Here is a 19,769-nt window from a genome sequence, read left to right as displayed (position 1 = left end):
TATTTAATAGGGTTATGTAATGACTCAAAAAATTGTAATCGTGGGTGGTGGAGCTGCTGGCTTAGCATTAGCCTCTCGATTAGGTCGTAAATTTGGTCGTAGTAAGCAACTTGAAGTCTGTTTAATTGATAAAAATACTATTCATATTTGGAAGCCAAAACTGCATGAAGTCGCAGTAGGGGTGATAGACCAATCAATCGAAGGTCTTCAGTATCGTGATCATGGTTTAAAGAATGGTTATCAATATATTAGAGGCAGTATTGAAAATTGCGCTCCCGATCAAAAATGTATTTATTTAGCGCCGGTACTCAATGATGACAATGAAGTCATTATTCCACAGCGCAAAATTGAATATGATTATTTAGTGCTCGCACTAGGAGGTGTCTCTAACAGTTTTAATACTTTAGGTGCAGAGAAAAATTGTATTTTCTTAGACAGTTTAGAAAGTGCTAATCGTTTTCATGACAAGCTCTTAGATGCGCTATTACAACTTAACGAGACACAAACTCACCTAAGCATAGGTATTGTCGGAGCGGGTGCTACAGGTGTTGAATTAGCCGCTGAACTGCATCATGTTATAGAGTCGGTTACCCAATATGGTTATACCAATATTTCAAAGCAGCATTTAGAGATCCATCTAATTGAGGCCGCCGATAAAGTGTTGCCACAGTTGCCGGAACAAGTCAGTTTTCGTGCTCAAGCTGTGTTAGCCAAACTTGGCATTAAGCTGCACTTAGCGGTGCAAGTAAAAGAAGTCACTAAGGCAGGCTTTATCACTGCAGCAGGTGAAACAATAAATGCCAATATAAAAGTTTGGGCAGCGGGTGTAAAAGGGCCTAAAGTGTTAGAAAACTTCAGCACATTACCGATTACCGCTCGAAACCAAATTGAAGTTGATCATTATATGAAAGTGAAGGGCATAGACAATATCTATGCCTTAGGTGATTGCGCTCAGCTAATACTGGATACTGGTAAGCCTGTGCCACCAAGAGCTCAAGCCGCAGCACAAATGGCTGAAACACTTTTTAAAAATATCAGTGCACAAATGAAACAACAGCCACAAAAAGCGTTTGTTTATAAAGATTACGGTTCTTTAGTATCACTAAGTCGTTTTTCTGCTGTGGGTAATTTGATGGGTAACTTACGCACGGGGACGTTTTTTGTTGAAGGACACTTAGCGCGTCTTATGTATATTTCGCTCTATCAGCGCCACCTTATTAGTTTATATGGCTGGTTCTCGGCATTTGTATACCGCTTAGCGCAAAGATTATTGCGTTGGAAAAGACCTAAGCTTAAATTACATTAGTCTTTAACTAGTGAATATAAAAAATGCCTTATTAATAAGGCATTTTTTATCGCATAAAAAGACTTAACAGCGGCTTATTACGGAGATGATGCCGAATCTCGTATTACTGGGGTTGGCGTGAATACCTTAAAGCTTTCTTTGCCTTGATCTTTTCGTTTATCAATTAATAATTGAGTCGCAATTTGTGCTATCTCAATATTGGGTTGATGAACAGTCGTTAGTTTTGGCCAGGTTTGACGTGAGAAAGGGCTATCTTCGAAGCCTACAATGGATAAATCTTTTGGTATATCCAACCCCGCAAGTCTTGCAGCAAAAAGTGCACCAGCCGCTATTTCATCATTACAGGCAACAATTGCAGAGGGTCTATTTTTCATCGCAATTAATTTATTTGCCCCTTCAACACCCGATTCAAAAGAGTATCTTCCGTCCAATACCCAGTCTTCGTTGACGGTTAAATCATTACTTTCTATGGCTTGCTTGAAGCCATGTAATCGCTCTTTGGTTGATGCATGTTGATGATCACCACTTAAAAAACCAATATGCTGATGCCCAAGGTTTATCAAATGTTGCGTTATTTCAACGGCGCCGTGTTTGTCGTTAACTAAAACGGTTAAGCCTTTATGATCAGTTATCTGCTCACCTGCGATAATTCTGACGTAATTGGCATTAATTTTATCTAGTGCAGCCAAGATATTAGGGTCCTCTGACATAGGCGGAGTTAACACTAACCCAGCTAGTCGAGAATGTTTGACCATAGTGGTGAGTTCTTCACAAATTGTTGGCGATTTTGCATTACAAGGATGAATGAGCAGTTCGAAGCCCCTATCTTTGCAAGCAGATAAAATGCCGTTTTGCATATCAATAACATAATAAGCATTTGGGTTGTCATAAATGAAGCAAATCACATATGAACTTGTACTGGCTAAATTTCTAGCCGCAACATTTGGTTGATAATTTAATGCACTAATAGCTTGGTTGACTTTGTCTATAGTTGTTTGCTTTACCGAAGGTTCCTTGTTAGTGACCCTTGATACTGTTTTTATTGAGACGCCTGCATATTTAGCCACGTCATTAATGGTTACTTTCATGTGAAAATTAACTCTTCTTCAGGCGAAATCCAATTAACTGATCCCCCGTAATTGATCAGTTAAAAGGGTTATTTATCTGCCAATAGTGCGAGTTTTTAAATAAATAGGCAATCACCAATTTATAACAGGTAGGATCTGTTCTATTTTAAAAGGTAACAGAATGTGATTTTACATTATGTTTACATTCTTTACTCTCATGTTTTATATAAGATTATTTAACTCTTGTTCTATTTATCAGACAAAAACACAGTAAAAAAATAGCTTGAATAGTTATTTTGTTGTGGCGTGACTGTTAATTTTTGTGTAATGTTTGCTCTAGACATGACAGCGTTGTCATTCCGTCGGAATGGTTATGAACTCTAAAACGATAATAAAGTTATGGAAGGGGAAAAAAAGATGCGACCATCTACCTTTAAAAAAAATGTACTAGCGACTAACATCGCAATCCTACTTGGCAGTGTTGTATCTGTTGGCGCTTATGCTGCAGACGAAGCTGTTGCTGATGACAACATTGAGAAAATTGAAGTACGTGGTATGCGTGCATCGATGAAAGCTTCTGTTAATGAGAAGCGATTTTCAAACTCTGTGGTTGACGCTGTGACTGCAGAAGATATCGGTAAATTCCCTGACGGTGACGTTGGTGAATCATTAGGCCGTATCCCTGGTGTTGCGGTAAACCGCCAGTTTGGTCAAGGCCAACAGGTTTCAATCCGTGGTGCATCAAGTCAATTGACTAGCACACTACTAAATGGTCACTCAGTTGCTTCAACAGGCTGGTTTGATCAACAAGCGATTGACCGTAGCTTTAACTATTCTTTATTACCACCACAAATGGTGAGTGGTATTGAAGTGTATAAGTCTTCACAAGCTGATTTACCAGAAGGTGGTATCGGCGGTACAGTTATCGTTAAAACACGTAAGCCGTTAGACTTAGATGCAAATACTGCATTTATCAGTGCTAAAGGCGATTACGGTACTATTTCAGAAGAGACTGACCCTGAATTATCTGGCTTATATAGCTGGAAAAATGAAGATGAAAACTTTGGTTTCTTAATCTCTGGTGCCGGTGCTAATACACAGTATCAACGTAACGGTATTGAAACACTTTTAGGTTGGGGGGAAATTGTTCCTTCAACATTCCAACAAAACCGTGAACGCACAGCATTGAACGTTGCAGCTCAATATAGAGCAAGCGATGCATTAGAGTTTGGTTTAACCTACACAGGTTTAAGCTTACAAGCAAACAATGCTAACACCTCAATTTTCTTATTCCCAACTCAACAGGGTGAAAGCACCTGTAACCAAACAAATGCTGCTGGTGTATGTACAGACATCACTCATTCAGGTGTTGGTGGTTTTGCTTGGAACCAAGCTTGGGCTCGTGAAGCTGAAATGAATTCAGATACTATTGATTTCGATTTCACTTACAACAACGATAACTTCAAACTTGAAGGTCGCGTAGGTAATACTACTGCTGACGGTGGCACTAGCTTAACGTCTAACTATGGTGGCTCTATTGGTCAACCTGGCGATTTCGCAGGTCACTATGATGCAACTGGCGATATTATTAATATTGATATTGCTAAGAAAGATTTTGCTGCAAGTGATTATAATGGCCAATTATCTAGTGCGGGTTGGGCGTTAAAGAAACAACCTAACACAGATGAAGAGACCTATGCACAGTTTGATATCACTGTACCAACTGATTTAGGTGCGATTTCATCGATTAAAACCGGTTTACGCTATGCTGATCATGATGTAACCCAAGAAACTGATGCTGCAATTGTTGGTGATATTGCAATGCGTGATGCATCATACTACTACGATGGTACTATGAGTTCAGGTGCAGGCTTTACTTTGCCTAGACCAAACTTTGACAACATGATTAATGATGCTAAAGCGGCAATTGATGGCTTTACACGTGATAAATCTGGTTATGGTACTCTGAACGAGAAGAACCTTTCTTTGTATGCAATGGCTAACTTCGAGTCAGAAGGTATCCGTGGTAACTTTGGTTTACGCTATATTTCTACCGACGTTGAGTCAGATTATTATGATTTGAGCAGCACGGGTCAGTTTGCTGATGCATTGTCGACCGATTCATCAAGCTACAGCGACGTGCTACCAAGCATTAACGTGGCATTTGACTTAGCACCAGACTTAATCCTACGTACCTCAGCATCACAAGTTATTTCTCGTCCTAACTACGCTGAATTATTTGCTACCTCGACTTTACCTGGCTTAAATGATGGTACTCCTGGTAATGAAAAGCTTAACCGTGGTGCAGTATCATTAGACCCGTTTAAAGCTTCTCAAGCTGATTTAAGCTTAGAGTGGTATTTCAGTGATTCTGGCTTAGCTGCTGCAACTTACTTTATCAAAGATGTTAATTCGTTTATTTCTACTCGTCAGAAGTTGAATCAACAAATTGGTATTAATGACAATGATTTAATTGCCCAAGGTGAAAGTGCTTGTGGTGTTGGTGTGTATGACTGTTGGACTGTTAGCGAGAAATACAATGCTACCGGTGGTCGTATTGAAGGTCTTGAATTACAACTACAAGACTCTTATGACAGCGGTTTAGGTTATTCTGTTAACTATACTTATGCAGATGCAGGTTCTCCTGCTGAAAACTATCCTGATCAAGTGGGCGTGTTCTCTGATTCTTCTAAGCACACTGTTAACTTAGTCGGTTATTATGAAATGGATGCATTCTCTGCCCGTTTAGCTTATAACTGGCGCAGCGAGTACATGATGCGCGAATTACCAGGTTTCTATGGTAACCGTCAACATCAAGACTATGGCACACTTGATTTAAGTACAACTTACAGTGTGACAGAGTGGATGGATGTGACGTTTGAAGCAGTTAACTTAACTGAAGAAGACAGTATCCAAACGGGTGTTGCGCCATTAGATGCTGAAGTTATCCCTGAGTTCAAAGCTGATTATCCAGTTTGGAGCTTTGAAGGTGAAGCTCGTTATAAAGTGGGTGTTGCGTTCCGTTTCTAATCAAATAATATAGTTGATTATAAAACTTTAAAGCCCAGCTTCTGCTGGGCTTTTTGTTATATTTCCAGAGGTCTTATGAATATTCAATCAATTGCGATTATTGGTGGTGGCACAGCTGGCTGGTTAGCGGCAAATCATCTTGGTAAGGCGTTACTTCATATGAATGTATCAATTACCTTAATTGAGTCGCCAGATATTCCAACCATTGGCGTAGGTGAGGGAACCGTTCCTACCATACGTAAAACATTACAAAGCTTTGGCATTAGTGAAACTGAATTTATTAAGCGCTGTGATGTAACATTTAAGCAGTCGATCAAATTTCAAAATTGGCTAGACAAAAAAAGTCATGGAAATAATAATTTCTACCATCATCTTTTTGATCCACCAAGCCCAATGGGTGATGACTTATCTGATTTTTGGCTTCAAGGCTCAACTAAGGCTTATGCTGATTTTGTGTCAAGTCAGCATGCTGTTTGTGAAGCTAATTTAGCACCTAAATTGATCACTACCCCTGAATATCAGGCGGTACAAGGATATGCATATCATCTTAATGCGGCTAAGTTTGCGCTGTTACTCGCTGACAACGCAAAGCAAAAATTTGCTGTTAAGCATCTTGTAGCTAATGTACAGGACACTCGTTTAAGTCAAGATGGCAGTATTGATGGCTTAATATTAGATACGTGTGGTGAACAAAAATTCGATTTTTATATAGATTGCAGCGGTTTTGAGTCTGTGTTGTTAGCTAAAGCGTTAAAAGTGCCATTTGTCGATAAGTCACAACAGTTGTTCATTAACAAAGCGGTTGTTGTGCAAGTGCCTACTGAGCCTGAAGCCATTATTCCACCCTATACCAAAGCGACAGCGCATCAAGCCGGTTGGATTTGGGATATTGCTTTAACAAATCGCCGGGGCATTGGTTTAGTGTATTCCAATTCGCATCTTGATGATGAGCAAGCAAAGCAAAAGTTAAATCGTTATCTTAACGGCCACTTAGACCAATATTCTTATCGCACTATTCCAATGCAAGTGGGTTATCGAAAACAATTTTGGGCTAAAAACTGTGTCGGACTGGGGTTAGCTCAAGGCTTTTTAGAGCCAATTGAAGCCACTTCGATTATGCTAACCGATTTTGCTGCTGGGTATTTAGCTAGCCGTTTCCCTACCGATAGCAGCCAGTGCGAAAGCTTATCAGTGCGCTTTAATCACACCATGACATATGCTTGGGAGAGGGTAGTTGAGTTTGCTAAAATGCATTATTGTTTATCCGATAGAACGGATTCAGACTTTTGGATGGATAATAAAGACGCTAAAACTATCCCTGAAGGGCTGCAACAAAAGCTCGCTTTATGGCAACAATATAGTCCATTGAGTGAAGATTTATTTTCAAAGTTTGAAGTCTTTAATGTCGAGAATTACCTCTATGTATTGTACGGGATGAAGTACAAAACCAAAGCGCCTCAATTAACACCTAAATCAGCGCAAGTAGCTCAACAACATGCGGCGCAGATAGCATTAAGAGGTAAACAACTGAGTGGACATTTACCTGCACATAGAGAGTTACTGCAAAAAATTCACCAGTATGGTTTACAAAAAATCTAAAAATATATTTTTTGATGGATATTTAAGCGGTTAACACATTGTTATCTCGATAAGCTCAGTTCCCGCTTGAAAAATCTGAGTATCTTGGTAGTTTCAAGTACTAATTTATTTTAAACATATTATAACAAGCCTCAAAAGTTGTTATTACCATAGCCATATTTAATGAGAAGCGCCTCAAGGAGCCAAGATGTCTAACCAAATTACTCTAATTGATCATACTAAGCACGGTGATCTAAAAATCATTCCTAGTGATTTTTCTCACGTTGCAGACCAGCATATTGTACCTGTTACATTACACGAGATTGCCAGAGCGGCAACTGAGTATCCAATCGTATTTGTTAAGAACAGTGATACTGGTGAGTTTCAATCTGTTGCTATGTTAGGTTTAAAGCCTGGTGAAAACTTAAGTGTAAAAGATGGCAAGTGGTTAGGCTTATATATCCCCGCAGTGGTTCGTGACTATCCATTAGGTTTAATATTAAACCCTGACGTTAAAGATAAAGTCTGGATAGGAATTCGTGAAGAAGCGAAGGACGTGAGTAAAACCGAAGGACAAGCGTTATTTGAAGGTGATAAAGAAACCCCATTTTTAGAGTCTCGCAAAAAAGCGCTAATTACGCACTTTGAAGAAGATCAGGCTACCCGTGGTATTTTAGGATTCTTAGCTGAAAAAGAACTGCTTGTTAGCCAAACACTTACAGTTGATGTTGCAGGTGAGAAACGTAACATTAACGGTCTGTATTTGATCGATGAGCAGAAGCTAAATCAACTTTCGGACGAAGACTTTTTAGAGCTTAAAAAGCGTGGATTATTAGGTCCAATTTTTGGTCATTTAGGATCGTTAAACCAAGTTAACCGTTTAGCGCGTATGGAAGTATTAGGGCGTTAAGTTTTAATATTGCTAATAAAATGGCGCTAATAAGGCGCCATTTTAATTAATATCCTCTAAAATCCGCTAAATCCTCGGGAAGAACTCAGTGAATACGGAGGAGTCTGTTTACAGCTAAGCAATAAACAACATTATCGTTCCAGTTAAAATTATCCATACCGCAAAAAATAACTTAAGTTTCACAACAGAAAAAAACAGTGCGACCCGTTTGGCTAGCAATCCACCGATTAATGCCCCAGACCCTGCAAAAAGTAACACCTCAAAATTGGCTAATGAGTCTTGCCCTAAGGTGATAGGTGTTGCCGACCAAACAGTGAGTGCACTGACTACAACCCCTACCGCTATTGACAGTTTGGTGCAATATCCCCGCAGCATTAAGTAAATCACCGCTATCTCTCCAACGCCAACAGATAACCAAGCAGTAATAATGCCACCGATAAAGCCTATGCAACATAATAAGACACAGTCGAATAAAGGTTTGGCCTCAAACTGAGTCGCGATGCCATTGTTGGTTTTTTTTAGGCTGTTTATAATGATAATGCTGCCTAAAATGATTGAAAATAGGCTAAAGCTGATATGTAAAGATGCAGGAGCGTTAATGTGCATTAGTTTACTACACCATAAACCTGCAATAGAGGATATCGAACAACAGATGATCATGGTACTGAAGCCATGCCAGGTTTTGTTATGATGATGTTGTTTTATATAATGATGGCACCAGGTTAATGCACCTGCTGTCATGCCAAAGCATTGGATCAGAAATGAGGTTGATATCGCTTCTTCGGGGCTAAATCCTAATGCAGAAAATGCAGGAATAAATATTACACCACCTCCCGCTCCTGTCGCATTAGCAAATATAGCTCCACATATTCCTAGCAGTGTAAAAACACTATGACTATTCAATAGCTGTGAAATATTGGGTGTGTGCCAAGCCCATAACACCCACGAGCTAAATAAGGTAATTGTAATAATTAAACTCGTAAGTGGAATTTTGGCAATTAGACGATTCATAGGCATATAAAAAAGTGCAGCGTAAAGGAAAGTGGATTAATCCTATCAGTGTGTAGATAACATGTCATCGTACTATGTTAACAATCTGTTGTGGTATTAGAGGTGTAGCACGGTTAATGTAACTAGCTGATTCTTAATTGGTTAGTGTTTTTTTAATATTGAGTTAATAAAATTGTGTCAAAAAGATGTAGATCTCTCGCCATTTATTAGGTAACTTAAGCAATGACAGCGTTGTCATTGCTTGTAGGTAACGTTGTTATTTAAGGTCAACATGAATAGGAAGAGGTCTCCAATTCATGAGTGATAATGGTTTCTCGGTCGGGCGAGATATCATTTTCCATTTTAATATACTTTTAGTCTCTCCCCAGAAACGAGTATAGGCTGGGAACATGTCTTAACTGATTTATGTCCCAGCTTTTTTTTCCTTAAATTTAACATTGAACATTTATCAAGCACTCATTTTACAATGTGGTGTGCTGAATCAAACCAGCAGGATACTATTTTATAGGCAGTAGCCTAACCTCAGTATTTATTGGTTATGATATCAATCGGCCACACTAAATAAGCCCTAATAAAAACAAAATTTATAACGAGGACGCTATGAAAACGACTTGGGCGCTCAGTGCCATCATGATGTCATTAAGTTTGACTGCATGCTCTCCATCACAATCGACTGTATCTACTTCAGCAACAGCCACCTGGCAGCAAGGTCATCTTGCTGAATTTGCAGATGAACTGATGGTTAAATATCGTTTAGTCTCCAATTTACCAGAAGAAGCATGCCCTGCAGATGCTAAAGCTGATGAGCGTTGTTTTATTGCTGAGATTGATTTCACTAGTCCAAAAGATATGCTGAATGGTGATTGGGAAATCTATTTTAGCCAAATGCGTCCAGTTCAAACGGTACTGAACGATGAGTTTAATATTGAGCGTGTTAAAGGCGATCTTCACCGTTTAACGCCAACCGACCAATTTACTGGTTTTAAAGCAGGACACGTAAAAACAGTACGTTTTCGTGGCGAGTTATGGCAATTATCAGAAACTGACGCTATGCCTAATTACTATATCGTTGCTAAAGACGCTAAAGGTATTGAGCTAGCACCACAGATCATTAGTAGTACGCGTGTTGAAATTGATGCTGACACGGGCATGGAAGTTAGGCCATACGTCGAAGCATTTGTTGATGCTAAAAGACAATATCAGCGTAGCGATAAAGATAAATTGGTTTGGGCAAAACCCGCTGTGTTATTTGAACAGAATAAATCTGTATCTGTTGCACCTGCATTAATCGCAAATTCTTTATTACCCACACCTCAAACACAAGTCCTGCTAGATAACGTCAAAGCGGTATCTTTGTCTCAAGGGATCACCTTAGACACTCAAAGTGTCACTGATGCAAAGTTGAATGTTGATGACATTCAAGCGGCTTTAGCCCGCCTAGAACGCATTGGCGTACCACAATCAGAAAATGGCGTAAAAGTCTCATTTGCAACGTTATCGCCAGTTGATAACCTAAACGCTGGCTCATATCAGCTAACGGTTGCTGATTCGGGCATTGTGATTAAGGCCAGCGAATCGAGTGGATTTAGCTATGGTATTGCGTCAATAACCTCGCTGGTTAATTTAAACGATCTAACCATAAATGCGATGAAAATTGATGATAGCCCACGTTATCAATATCGTGGTATGCATGTGGATGTGTCGCGTAATTTCCACAGTAAACAATTCCTGTTAGATCTGCTTGATCAAATGGCCGCCTATAAACTTAACAAATTACATTTGCATATGGGTGATGACGAAGGTTGGCGTTTAGAGATTGATGGCTTACCTGAATTGACGGATATTGGCAGCAAGCGATGCCATGATGTAACCGAATCAAGCTGTATTTTACCTCAATTAGGCAGTGGACCTTTTGTTGACACCAAAGTGAATGGTTACTACACAAAAGCTGATTATATTGACATTCTTCAGTATGCGAATGCGCGCCAAATTCAGGTGATTCCGTCAATGGATATGCCTGGCCATTCACGCGCCGCGATTAAATCAATGGATGCTCGATACCGTAACCTTATGGCCAAGGGCGATGAGCAAGCCGCAAAAGAGTTCGTGCTCACAGACCCTAATGATACCACCCAGTATTCTTCGGTACAGTATTATGACGACAACACGCTGAACGTGTGTATGGAATCGACTTATCATTTTGTCGATAAAGTGATTACCGAAATAGCAGCCCTGCACACCCAAGCGGGACAGCCTTTAACAACTTACCATATTGGCGCAGATGAGACCGCGGGCGCCTGGTTAGAATCACCTATTTGTCATGATTTTATTGCCAATAACCAATACGGCGTGACAGATATCAAGCTAGTGGGTCCTTACTTTATTGAGCGCGTAGCGAATATGTTAGCTGAAAAAGGTATTCAGCCAGCAGGTTGGAGCGATGGTATGAGCCATACTAATCCAGCGAATATGCCGTCTAACTCGCAAAGTAATGTCTGGGATGTGGTATCTCATAAGGGCTATCAGCGTGCTCATCAGCAAGTTAACAATGGTTGGACAACGATTCTTTCAAATCCAGAAGTGCTTTATTTTGATTTCCCTTATGAAGCCGATCCAAAAGAGCATGGTTATTACTGGGCATCTAGAGGCTTAAATAGCAGACACATATTCAGTTTCATGCCAGGTAATTTACCTGCCAATGCTGAACAGTGGTTAGATATTGAAGGTAACCCATTTGAGGCTGATGATCGTCCTCAAGTAGATGAAAATGGAAAGCAAACCAGTGGCCCTATTGTTGCCGGAAAAGCCTTTGATGGTATTCAGGGACAGTTATGGAGCGAAACATTACGTAGCGATCAAACTGTTGAATATATGATTTACCCAAGATTGTTAATGCTGGCAGAAAGAGCGTGGAACAAACCTGAATGGGAAGTTCCGTATCAACATGATGGCGCGTTATATAACCAATCTACCCAGCACTTTAGTGCACAAATGAGACAGCAACAGGCGACTGAATGGCAAAAAATGGCTAATCATTTGGGCCACAAAGAATTAGCTAAACTTGATAAAGCAGGTATTGAATATCGAGTGCCTACAGTAGGTGCAATTATTGATGACAAAGGCGTATTAACGGCAAATATTGCTTTCCCTGGTCTGCAAATTGAATATCAAGAGCAAGGTAAAGCGTGGCAGTCTTATCTTAGCCCTGTAGCGATTAAAGGCCCGGTTGAAGTTCGTGCGATTACACCTGACGGTAAGCGAAAAGGGCGCACTCTAGTTGTGAATTAGTTGTTGTCTTGTTTACTTAAAAAGTCGCTAGCAATGACATTGTTGGCGACTTTTTTATTTTAGAAAGCCAAGTTTATACCTCTCTATTATCCATCTATCATATTGTTTTTAAATGGTTAAGTTTTAAATTCTATTTGGTGTGATATTTTTACGCAAAAAACAAATGACAACGCTGTCATTTTAAGTGTAACATAGCCTTAACTTATTCATTGGCTCGAATACAATCAAAAAAATAGTAGCCATAAACTGAATACCGAGAGGGAAGTCATGGGTGAAAATCAGCTTAGCAATTCGCAGCTTTACATTGGCATCGATGGCGGTGGCAGTAAATGTCGCGCAACCATTTATACTGAAGATTATAAGCTATTAGGCACTGGTGTCTCAGGCCGGGCTAATCCATTACATGGCTTAGAGCAAACTTTTCAATCAATAACAGAATCAACCCAGCTTGCTTTAGCCGATGCAGGTTTATCCGTTGAAGCCTGTAGCCAACTTGTAGCGGGTCTAGGTCTTGCTGGCGTCAATGTGGGTCATTTCTACGATCAAATTTCAAATTGGCAACATCCATTTAAATCCATGTATTTAACAACTGATCTGCATACTGCTTGTATTGGCGCACACAATGGTGCCGACGGCGCCGTGATTATTACCGGTACAGGCTCATGCGGATATGCCCATGTCGGCCATCAGAGCATCAGCTTAGGTGGACATGGTTTTGCCCTTGGTGATAAAGGCAGTGGCGCATGGCTGGGCTTAAAAGCAGCCGAACATGTATTACTCGCCCTTGATGGATTTGCAACCAACACTCAGCTTACACAAAAGTTACTGACTCACTTCAATGTTTCAGAGGCTATCGGTCTGGTTGAAAATCTTGCGGGTAAGTCATCAAGTGTCTACGCCCAATTAGCCCGGTTAGTGATAGAAAGTGCCCATGACGGTGATGACGTTGCTACGGCTATCGTTAAAGAGGGAGCCAGTTATATCAGTGAGCTTGCCCGAAGACTTTTCACGATTAATCCTAGCAGATTCTCAATGATTGGCGGATTAGCTGAACCTTTACTGCCTTGGTTAGATGACGATGTAGCGGACAAGGTTTCCCCTGCGCTTTCTCCGCCTGAATTTGGCGCGTGTTTATTTGCTCAAAAACAATTTAAAACCCAGTCGGTAGCTTAATAACAATAGCTTGATTTAACTGTTTGAAGACACGTAATTAAATCAAGTTTTTTAAATAAGTTACTGGTTATGACATAACAATTTTGTATAAAGGTTTATTATGACAACTAATACCATCATGGAACAAGAAGCTCGCACAGCCCCTCAAAAAATAGCTGAGCAATTAAAAGCGAATGAAAGCATTACGACATTACTGGGTGAAAAGTTACGAGAATTTAAACCAAAATTTGTCATGATAGTTGGCCGAGGCTCATCTGATCATGCAGGTGTGTTTGCTAAATATTTATTTGAAATTGAAGCTGGCATTCCAACATTTGCAGCAGCGCCATCTGTGGCAAGCGTTTATGGTAAAACGTTACAACTTGAAGGCGGTTTAGTGATTGTTATTTCACAATCTGGCCGTAGCCCTGATATTCTTGCCCAAGCAAGAATGGCTAAAAATGCTGGCGCATACTGTGTCGCGTTAGTGAATGATGAAACTGCGCCAATTAAAGATATCGTTGATGTGGTTGTGCCATTGCGCGCAGGTGAAGAGAAAGCCGTTGCGGCCACTAAAAGTTATTTAGCGACCCTTTCTGCCATTTTACAAGTTGCCGCTAAATGGACTCAAAGTGAGTCCTTAGCACAAGCGGTAGACTCTTTACCACAGGCGTTACAGACCGCTGTTGATGCTGAACCACAATTAACCGCAGAGTCATTAGATGGCGTTAAAAACCTTGTCGTACTCGGCCGTGGTTTAGGTTATGCAGTGTCAAAAGAAATAGCATTAAAAATGAAAGAAGTGTGTTCAATCCATGCCGAAGCTTTCAGTAGTGCTGAATTTTTACATGGCCCAGTAACCTTAGTTGAAAAGAAACTGGCAATTGTAGATGTGTGTATTAATGATGAATCTTACGCAAGCCATGTAGAGCAAATTGATAACGTTAAGCAACGTGGTGCTGATTTAGTTCATTTGAATCAAACGGCAGCAGATATTCACCCTCGTGTTGCACCTTTAGCGTTATTACAGCGTTTTTATATTGATGTAGCCGCTGTTGCTATTGCTCGCGGTATTAATCCAGACCAACCTGCTGGCTTAAAGAAAGTGACACAAACACTGTAATATCTTTAATAAAACTAAAATAAAACGAGAGCATTATGAAACAAATCCTGATTGTTGAGCGATTATTCGATGGAGAAGATTTTCATCAAAATATGGCGGTCACTATCGAAGCAGGCTGTATTATCGTAGTTGAATCTGCTGAAGCTATAGACATTGATATTGATCCTAATACCATCTCTAAGCTAGCGGGTACGCTAACGCCAGGGTTTGTTGATGTTCAAGTTAATGGCGGTGGCGGGGCATTATTTAATGCCCAGCCCAATGTTGAATGCATTGAAACAATTGGCCGCGCCCATGCAAGGTTTGGGACCACAGGTTTTCTACCGACTTTAATCACTGATGATGTTGAAGTGATGGCAAAAGCGGCTGATGCCGTTGCGCTTGCTATTAAGCAAAATAAAGCGGGTGTATTAGGTGTTCACTTTGAAGGGCCGCATTTGAGCATCCCTAAAAAAGGCGTTCATCCCCAGCAGTATATCCGCAATATCAGTGATGCAGAGCTGGCTATATTTAGCCGCCAAGATCTGGGTATTAAAGTGGTTACCTTAGCGCCTGAAAACGTTTCAACTCAAGTGATTAAAAGTCTAGTTAAAGCAGGCGTCAGAGTATGTCTTGGTCATTCAAATGCAGATTATGACACGGTTGTTGCAGCACTAAATGCTGGCGCTACTGGCTTTACTCATTTATTCAATGCCATGTCAGCTTTAGGTTCACGTGAACCGGGTATGGTTGGCGCAGCACTTGAAAGCCAGGATGCCTGGTGTGGTCTTATCGTAGATGGGCATCATGTACACAGTGCTGCAGCCAGAATCGCAATTAATGCTAAACCACGCGGCAAAATGATGTTAGTCACTGATGCTATGCCACCAGTTGGCATGAGCGAAGATGCAAGTTTTGAATTATTTGGCATAAAAGTAGTACGTCAAGGCGATCGACTTAATGCCACAACAGGCGAGCTGGCGGGTTGTGTGTTAGATATGGTTGGTGCCGTCAATAACAGTGTCAGCATGCTGGGCTTATCCCATGGTGAAGCATTGCGCATGGCATCATTATATCCAGCTCAGTTCCTTGGTTTAGAATGCGGCCCAGGCTCAACAAGTAACTTAGGTTTATCAAATAGCTTAGGCTTTATTAAACCTGGATATAGAGCTGATTTGGTATTACTTAATCAAAAAAATCTGGTCACTCGAACTTACATTGGTGGCAAAATTGTTTTTGCCCAGTAATCGATTTATTCGTTCAGTTTCAGCTTCTCGATAATAATAACAATAGAGGCCAGTATGTCTGTTAAGCCCGCTACTAGAATACATAGTGAACAAACCAAGCCAGATAAACCAAGACTAAAGTCCCTTGATGCTTTACGTGGCTTTGATATGTTTTGGATTATTGGTGGCGAAGGTTTATTTGCCGCCATGTTTGCATTAACCGGTTGGGCGGGTTGGCAGCTAGCTGCAGGTCAAATGCAACATAGTCAATGGCATGGCTTCACCCTATATGATTTAATCTTCCCGCTATTTATTTTCTTATCAGGTGTGGCACTAGGCTTATCGCCCAAGCGATTAGATAAGCTTCCTTATCATTTACGAATGCCTTTATATCGACATGCGGTCAAGCGTTTAGCGTTGTTGATTTCTCTTGGGGTACTTTACAACCATGGTTGGGGAGCGGGTATCCCTTCAGATCCTGAACAAATTCGGTTTTCTAGTGTATTGGCGCGTATTGGATTCGCCTGGTTTTTAGCGGCATTTTTAGTTTGGCATACTTCATTACGAACTCAAATTTTTACCGCTGTAGGTATACTCGTTTTCTACTCATTATTATTATGTTTTATGCCTTTTCCTGGTGGTCAAGCTGGTGTTTTTACTATGGATGGCAGCATCAATGCTTATATCGATGGCTTGTTTCGCCCAGGTATTGCTTATCAGCATAGGGCACTCGATCCTGAAGGTGTGTTATCAACCTTGCCCGCTGTCGTCAATGCGTTAGTCGGTGTGTTTGTTGGGCAATTTATTGTTAGACCGCATGATAAAGGCGATTGGGCAAAAGTTGGGATTATGGCGCTTTCAGGGTTGGTGTTGTTAGCTTTAGGCTGGTTGCTAAACCCGCTAATTCCGGTCAATAAAGACTTATGGACCCCTAGCTTTGTATTGGTTACCTCTGGCTGGTGCTTACTCTTTTTAGCGTTATTTTACGCCATTATCGATGTGCTGAAATGGCAGAGGTGGTCGTTTGTATTTGTCGTGATAGGGACCAATGCAATTATTATTTACCTTGGTTCAAGTTTAATTGATTGGCAGTACATTACTCGCAGTGTGTTTGGCGGCGTTATTCAAGCATTCCCTTCAGCAAGCCAGCCGCTTGTTGGTGTGGTGGGTTTTATCACAGTGCAATGGTTAATTTTATGGTGGATGTATCGTCGTAATATATTTATTCGAATTTAAATTAAAGGCAGGTCTAGCTGCAACTAGTTATAAATGACAGCGTTGTCTTGGTGGTTAAAGTGTTCTATTATCGAACAAGATAGTCTATATGTGACTCAATCCATATCTAGATTATTCAAACTACAAAGGCCCTATAAATAAAAATAATGAGCAGGTTTATGGAAATGACAACAACAGAACAACAATCTAAAAGCAGTTTTGTCCCTATGGCAATTGTCGCGGTGCTGTTTTTTATTCTTGGCTTTGCCACATGGTTGAATGGCTCTTTGATGCCATACCTTAAGCAAATTTTGCAACTGACTCCCTTTCAAGCCTCGCTGATATTATTCTCATTTTACATTGCGGTAACCTTCACCGCATTACCTTCTGCCTGGGTGATCCGTAAAGTGGGTTACAAAAATGGCATGGCATTAGGTATGGGGATCATGATGCTAGCCGGATTATTGTTTATTCCTGCCGCACAAACGCAAATTTTTGTATTATTTTTACTTGCGCAGCTAGTTATGGGGACGGGGCAAACGTTACTGCAAACTGCGGTAAATCCTTATGTAGTTCGCCTAGGCCCTGAAGAATCAGCGGCTGCTCGCGTCAGTGTGATGGGTATTTTGAATAAAGGCGCGGGCGTGATTGCGCCTATGGTATTCACAGCGTTAATCTTAGACAGTTTTAAGGATCGTGTTGGTACTGAACTAAGCCAAATTCAAATTGATGAAATGGCTAATAGCTTGATTTATCCTTACTTAGGCATGGCTATATTCATTGGTATTTTAGCTATAGCAGTTAAGAAATCGCCACTGCCTGAGCTTGAAAAAGATGAGCAAGAACAAGGTTCTGAAAAAGGTCAAATCAAACAAGCTTTGGCCCATCCTAATTTAGCATTAGGTGTTGTTGCTTTATTTGTCTATGTTGCCGTTGAAGTGATTGCTGGTGACACTATTGGTACCTTTGCATTAACTCTGGGCGTTGAAAATTATGGTGTAATGACCTCATATACTATGCTGTGTATGGTGTTCGGTTATACTTTAGGTATCATTTGTATCCCGCGGTTTATTTCACAGCCTAACGCACTAATGGTCAGTGCTATTTTGGGATTAGTGTTAACCGCTGGCATCGTATTTGGTGACAGTCAGTCCTATGCTATTGCCAATGTATTATTAGTCCCATTTGGTGGTGCTCAGCTTCCTGATACTTTACTGATGATTGCCTTTTTAGGTTTGGCTAATGCTATTGTTTGGCCTGCGGTATGGCCATTAGCATTGTCAGGTATGGGTAAGTTAACCAGTACGGGTTCTGCCTTATTAATTATGGGTATTGCCGGTGGCGCTTTTGGACCACTATTTTGGGGATTAACCAGTTCTGCAACCTCATTAGGTATGCAGGGCGGTTATATGGTGATGTTCCCATGTTACTTATTCATCCTATTCTATGCAGTTAAAGGCTATAAAATGAAAAGTTGGAGATAGCTTTTTATTATCAAGTCCTGCTAACAATAAAGAAGAGCGCATGAGCGTTCTTTTTTTATTTCATCAAATAATGAGTAACGAACCGAATAATAAGATTCAGGGCTGCAGTTTTAGTATCAGCTGATGGTTCGATGTGTTTTGCTATATTATTGATACTTTCTATGCTTAATGCTTTAGATGAAGGGGGATACAGTGATAGGCGGGCTGAGACTATGCTTGAGATAAAAGGATTAATTAAATCGCTAATATTCAGATACAAAAAAGCCACTCATTGAGTGGCTTTTTTGTTTTTTATGGTGCCGGCACCAAGAGTCGAACTCGGGACCTACTGATTACAAGTCAGTTGCTCTACCAACTGAGCTATGCCGGCTAAATTGTGGTGCCCGAACCCGGAATCGAACCAGGGACACGAGGATTTTCAATCCTCTGCTCTACCGACTGAGCTATTCGGGCAACTAAACTAAGTGTCTAGTTATCTACTTCACACTCAACAATCTTACTAAGTAAGGCTTGTCTCGTCTGGAGTGCGCACATAATATAGTGATGGTTTTTATCGTGCAAGTGGTTTTTAAAAGTTTTTACTCGTTCGGTTAGTTTGTGCGCAAGATGGTGTTTTTTTAAATACTATTGCGGATTTTTAAGGCAAACATAAGCTGAAATGAATATTTAGATAGAGTTATTAGCTGGTATTTAGCGGGTAAATATCAATCTTTTACAATAGTTCTATTTATTAGAATGATTTTAACAATTTTTAGAGGTTTTATTTCAATAAATAGTAAGTAGACTGTTTAGATTCGTTTTAGTCGCAGTTACTGAGTAAAAAACAAGGATCTGTTTATGTTAAACAATACTTCGACTCGATATGGGTTGCTTAATATCTTAGTTCACTGGCTATCCGCCATTGCTGTCATAGGATTATTTGGCCTAGGTTTTTGGATGGTAGAGTTAACCTATTACAGTAGTTGGTACAAAACCGCACCAGATATTCATAAAAGTGTCGGAGTTATATTATTATTTTTAACTCTTATCAGAGTTTTTTGGCGAGCAACAACCGTAAAACCTAATCCCATTTCAACCCATAAAACTTGGGAGAAAAGGGGCGCTCATTTGGCACATAAATTACTTTATGTCCTGATGATAGCCATTATGGTATCAGGAATATTAATTTCGACCGCTGATGGACGTGGAATATGGGTATTTAACTGGTTTGAGTTACCCGGTGTCGGCGAGCTATTTACCGACCAGGCTGACTTAGCCGGACTGTTCCATCAATATGCAGCATATAGTTTAATTACTCTGGTAATAGTCCATGCAGTCGGTGCGTTAAAACATCACTTTATTGATAAAGATTCAACCTTAACTCGTATGTTATGGGTTAAGCGTAAACAATGACCAAATCA

13 protein-coding genes and 2 tRNA genes are annotated in these 19,769 nt (G+C 40.3%); 11 read left to right on the top strand and 4 right to left on the bottom strand.

Translation table 11 applies throughout. The annotated features are described in order from the left end of the window. The first annotated feature begins 19 nt into the window (after positions 1-19). On the top strand, positions 20-1,306 hold the full coding sequence (locus ACRWQN_RS15390) for an NAD(P)/FAD-dependent oxidoreductase (RefSeq protein ID WP_434938725.1): 1,287 nt from the start codon (positions 20-22) through the stop codon (positions 1,304-1,306). A gap of 77 nt (positions 1,307-1,383) precedes the next feature. Here the strand turns inward: ACRWQN_RS15390 and ACRWQN_RS15385 are convergent, their stop codons facing one another. Continuing rightward, positions 1,384-2,394, bottom strand: a complete 1,011-nt coding sequence (locus ACRWQN_RS15385) for a LacI family DNA-binding transcriptional regulator (RefSeq protein WP_434938723.1) — start codon at positions 2,392-2,394, stop codon at positions 1,384-1,386. Between the two features lie 396 nt (positions 2,395-2,790). Between ACRWQN_RS15385 and ACRWQN_RS15380 the strand changes: the two genes are divergently transcribed. The 3 genes from ACRWQN_RS15380 (at position 2,791) to ACRWQN_RS15370 (ending at position 7,891) form a co-directional block, all read left to right on the top strand. After that, a complete protein-coding gene (locus tag ACRWQN_RS15380; protein WP_434938722.1) occupies positions 2,791-5,403 on the top strand; it encodes a TonB-dependent receptor in 2,613 nt (870 codons plus the stop codon). A 75-nt stretch (positions 5,404-5,478) separates the two neighbouring features. Further along, positions 5,479-7,002 (top strand): tryptophan halogenase family protein, encoded by a 1,524-nt coding sequence (locus tag ACRWQN_RS15375; protein ID WP_434938720.1) that lies wholly within the window; start codon positions 5,479-5,481, stop codon positions 7,000-7,002. 187 nt (positions 7,003-7,189) lie between these two features. Continuing rightward, complete coding sequence (locus ACRWQN_RS15370; protein WP_434938717.1) at positions 7,190-7,891, top strand: SapC family protein; 702 nt, start codon at positions 7,190-7,192, stop codon at positions 7,889-7,891. Between the two features lie 114 nt (positions 7,892-8,005). On the opposite strand, the gene ACRWQN_RS15365 is transcribed toward ACRWQN_RS15370, so the two are convergent. Then, the gene (locus ACRWQN_RS15365) at positions 8,006-8,908 is read right to left on the bottom strand and encodes a sulfite exporter TauE/SafE family protein (protein WP_434938715.1); all 903 of its coding nucleotides are present in this window, start codon (positions 8,906-8,908) and stop codon (positions 8,006-8,008) included. A 594-nt stretch (positions 8,909-9,502) separates the two neighbouring features. On the opposite strand from ACRWQN_RS15365, the gene ACRWQN_RS15360 reads away from it, so the two are divergent. From ACRWQN_RS15360 to nagP, 6 genes are all read left to right on the top strand, one after another. After that, positions 9,503-12,190 (top strand): family 20 glycosylhydrolase, encoded by a 2,688-nt coding sequence (locus ACRWQN_RS15360; RefSeq protein ID WP_434938713.1) that lies wholly within the window; start codon positions 9,503-9,505, stop codon positions 12,188-12,190. A 267-nt stretch (positions 12,191-12,457) separates the two neighbouring features. Continuing rightward, complete coding sequence (nagK, locus tag ACRWQN_RS15355; protein ID WP_434938711.1) at positions 12,458-13,363, top strand: N-acetylglucosamine kinase; 906 nt, start codon at positions 12,458-12,460, stop codon at positions 13,361-13,363. Positions 13,364-13,463: 100 nt separating this feature from the next. Next, complete coding sequence (nagB-II, locus tag ACRWQN_RS15350) at positions 13,464-14,465, top strand: glucosamine-6-phosphate deaminase NagB-II (RefSeq protein WP_226414053.1); 1,002 nt, start codon at positions 13,464-13,466, stop codon at positions 14,463-14,465. A 35-nt stretch (positions 14,466-14,500) separates the two neighbouring features. Beyond that, positions 14,501-15,691, top strand: coding sequence for an N-acetylglucosamine-6-phosphate deacetylase (gene nagA / locus ACRWQN_RS15345; protein ID WP_434938709.1), 1,191 nt, complete (start codon positions 14,501-14,503; stop codon positions 15,689-15,691). A 54-nt stretch (positions 15,692-15,745) separates the two neighbouring features. Next, positions 15,746-16,906, top strand: a complete 1,161-nt coding sequence (nagX, locus tag ACRWQN_RS15340; protein WP_434938707.1) for a transmembrane glucosamine N-acetyltransferase NagX — start codon at positions 15,746-15,748, stop codon at positions 16,904-16,906. Positions 16,907-17,064: 158 nt separating this feature from the next. After that, positions 17,065-18,369 (top strand): N-acetylglucosamine MFS transporter NagP, encoded by a 1,305-nt coding sequence (gene nagP, locus ACRWQN_RS15335; RefSeq protein WP_434931407.1) that lies wholly within the window; start codon positions 17,065-17,067, stop codon positions 18,367-18,369. Between the two features lie 294 nt (positions 18,370-18,663). Here the strand turns inward: nagP and ACRWQN_RS15330 are convergent. Both ACRWQN_RS15330 and ACRWQN_RS15325 read right to left on the bottom strand, forming a co-directional pair. Beyond that, positions 18,664-18,739: transfer RNA gene (locus ACRWQN_RS15330), tRNA-Thr, on the bottom strand. Positions 18,740-18,746: 7 nt separating this feature from the next. Then, positions 18,747-18,822: transfer RNA gene (locus ACRWQN_RS15325), tRNA-Phe, on the bottom strand. Between the two features lie 384 nt (positions 18,823-19,206). Between ACRWQN_RS15325 and ACRWQN_RS15320 the strand changes: the two genes are divergently transcribed. Continuing rightward, positions 19,207-19,761, top strand: a complete 555-nt coding sequence (locus ACRWQN_RS15320) for a cytochrome b (RefSeq protein WP_434938705.1) — start codon at positions 19,207-19,209, stop codon at positions 19,759-19,761. The last annotated feature ends 8 nt before the right edge of the window (positions 19,762-19,769 follow it).

This window comes from Shewanella sp. HL-SH8, from assembly GCF_051165765.1.
GTDB classification, from domain to species: Bacteria; Pseudomonadota; Gammaproteobacteria; order Enterobacterales; family Shewanellaceae; genus Shewanella; species Shewanella glacialimarina.
Note: the sequence above shows the minus strand (reverse complement) of the source record. Positions and strands in the feature narration are given on the sequence as shown.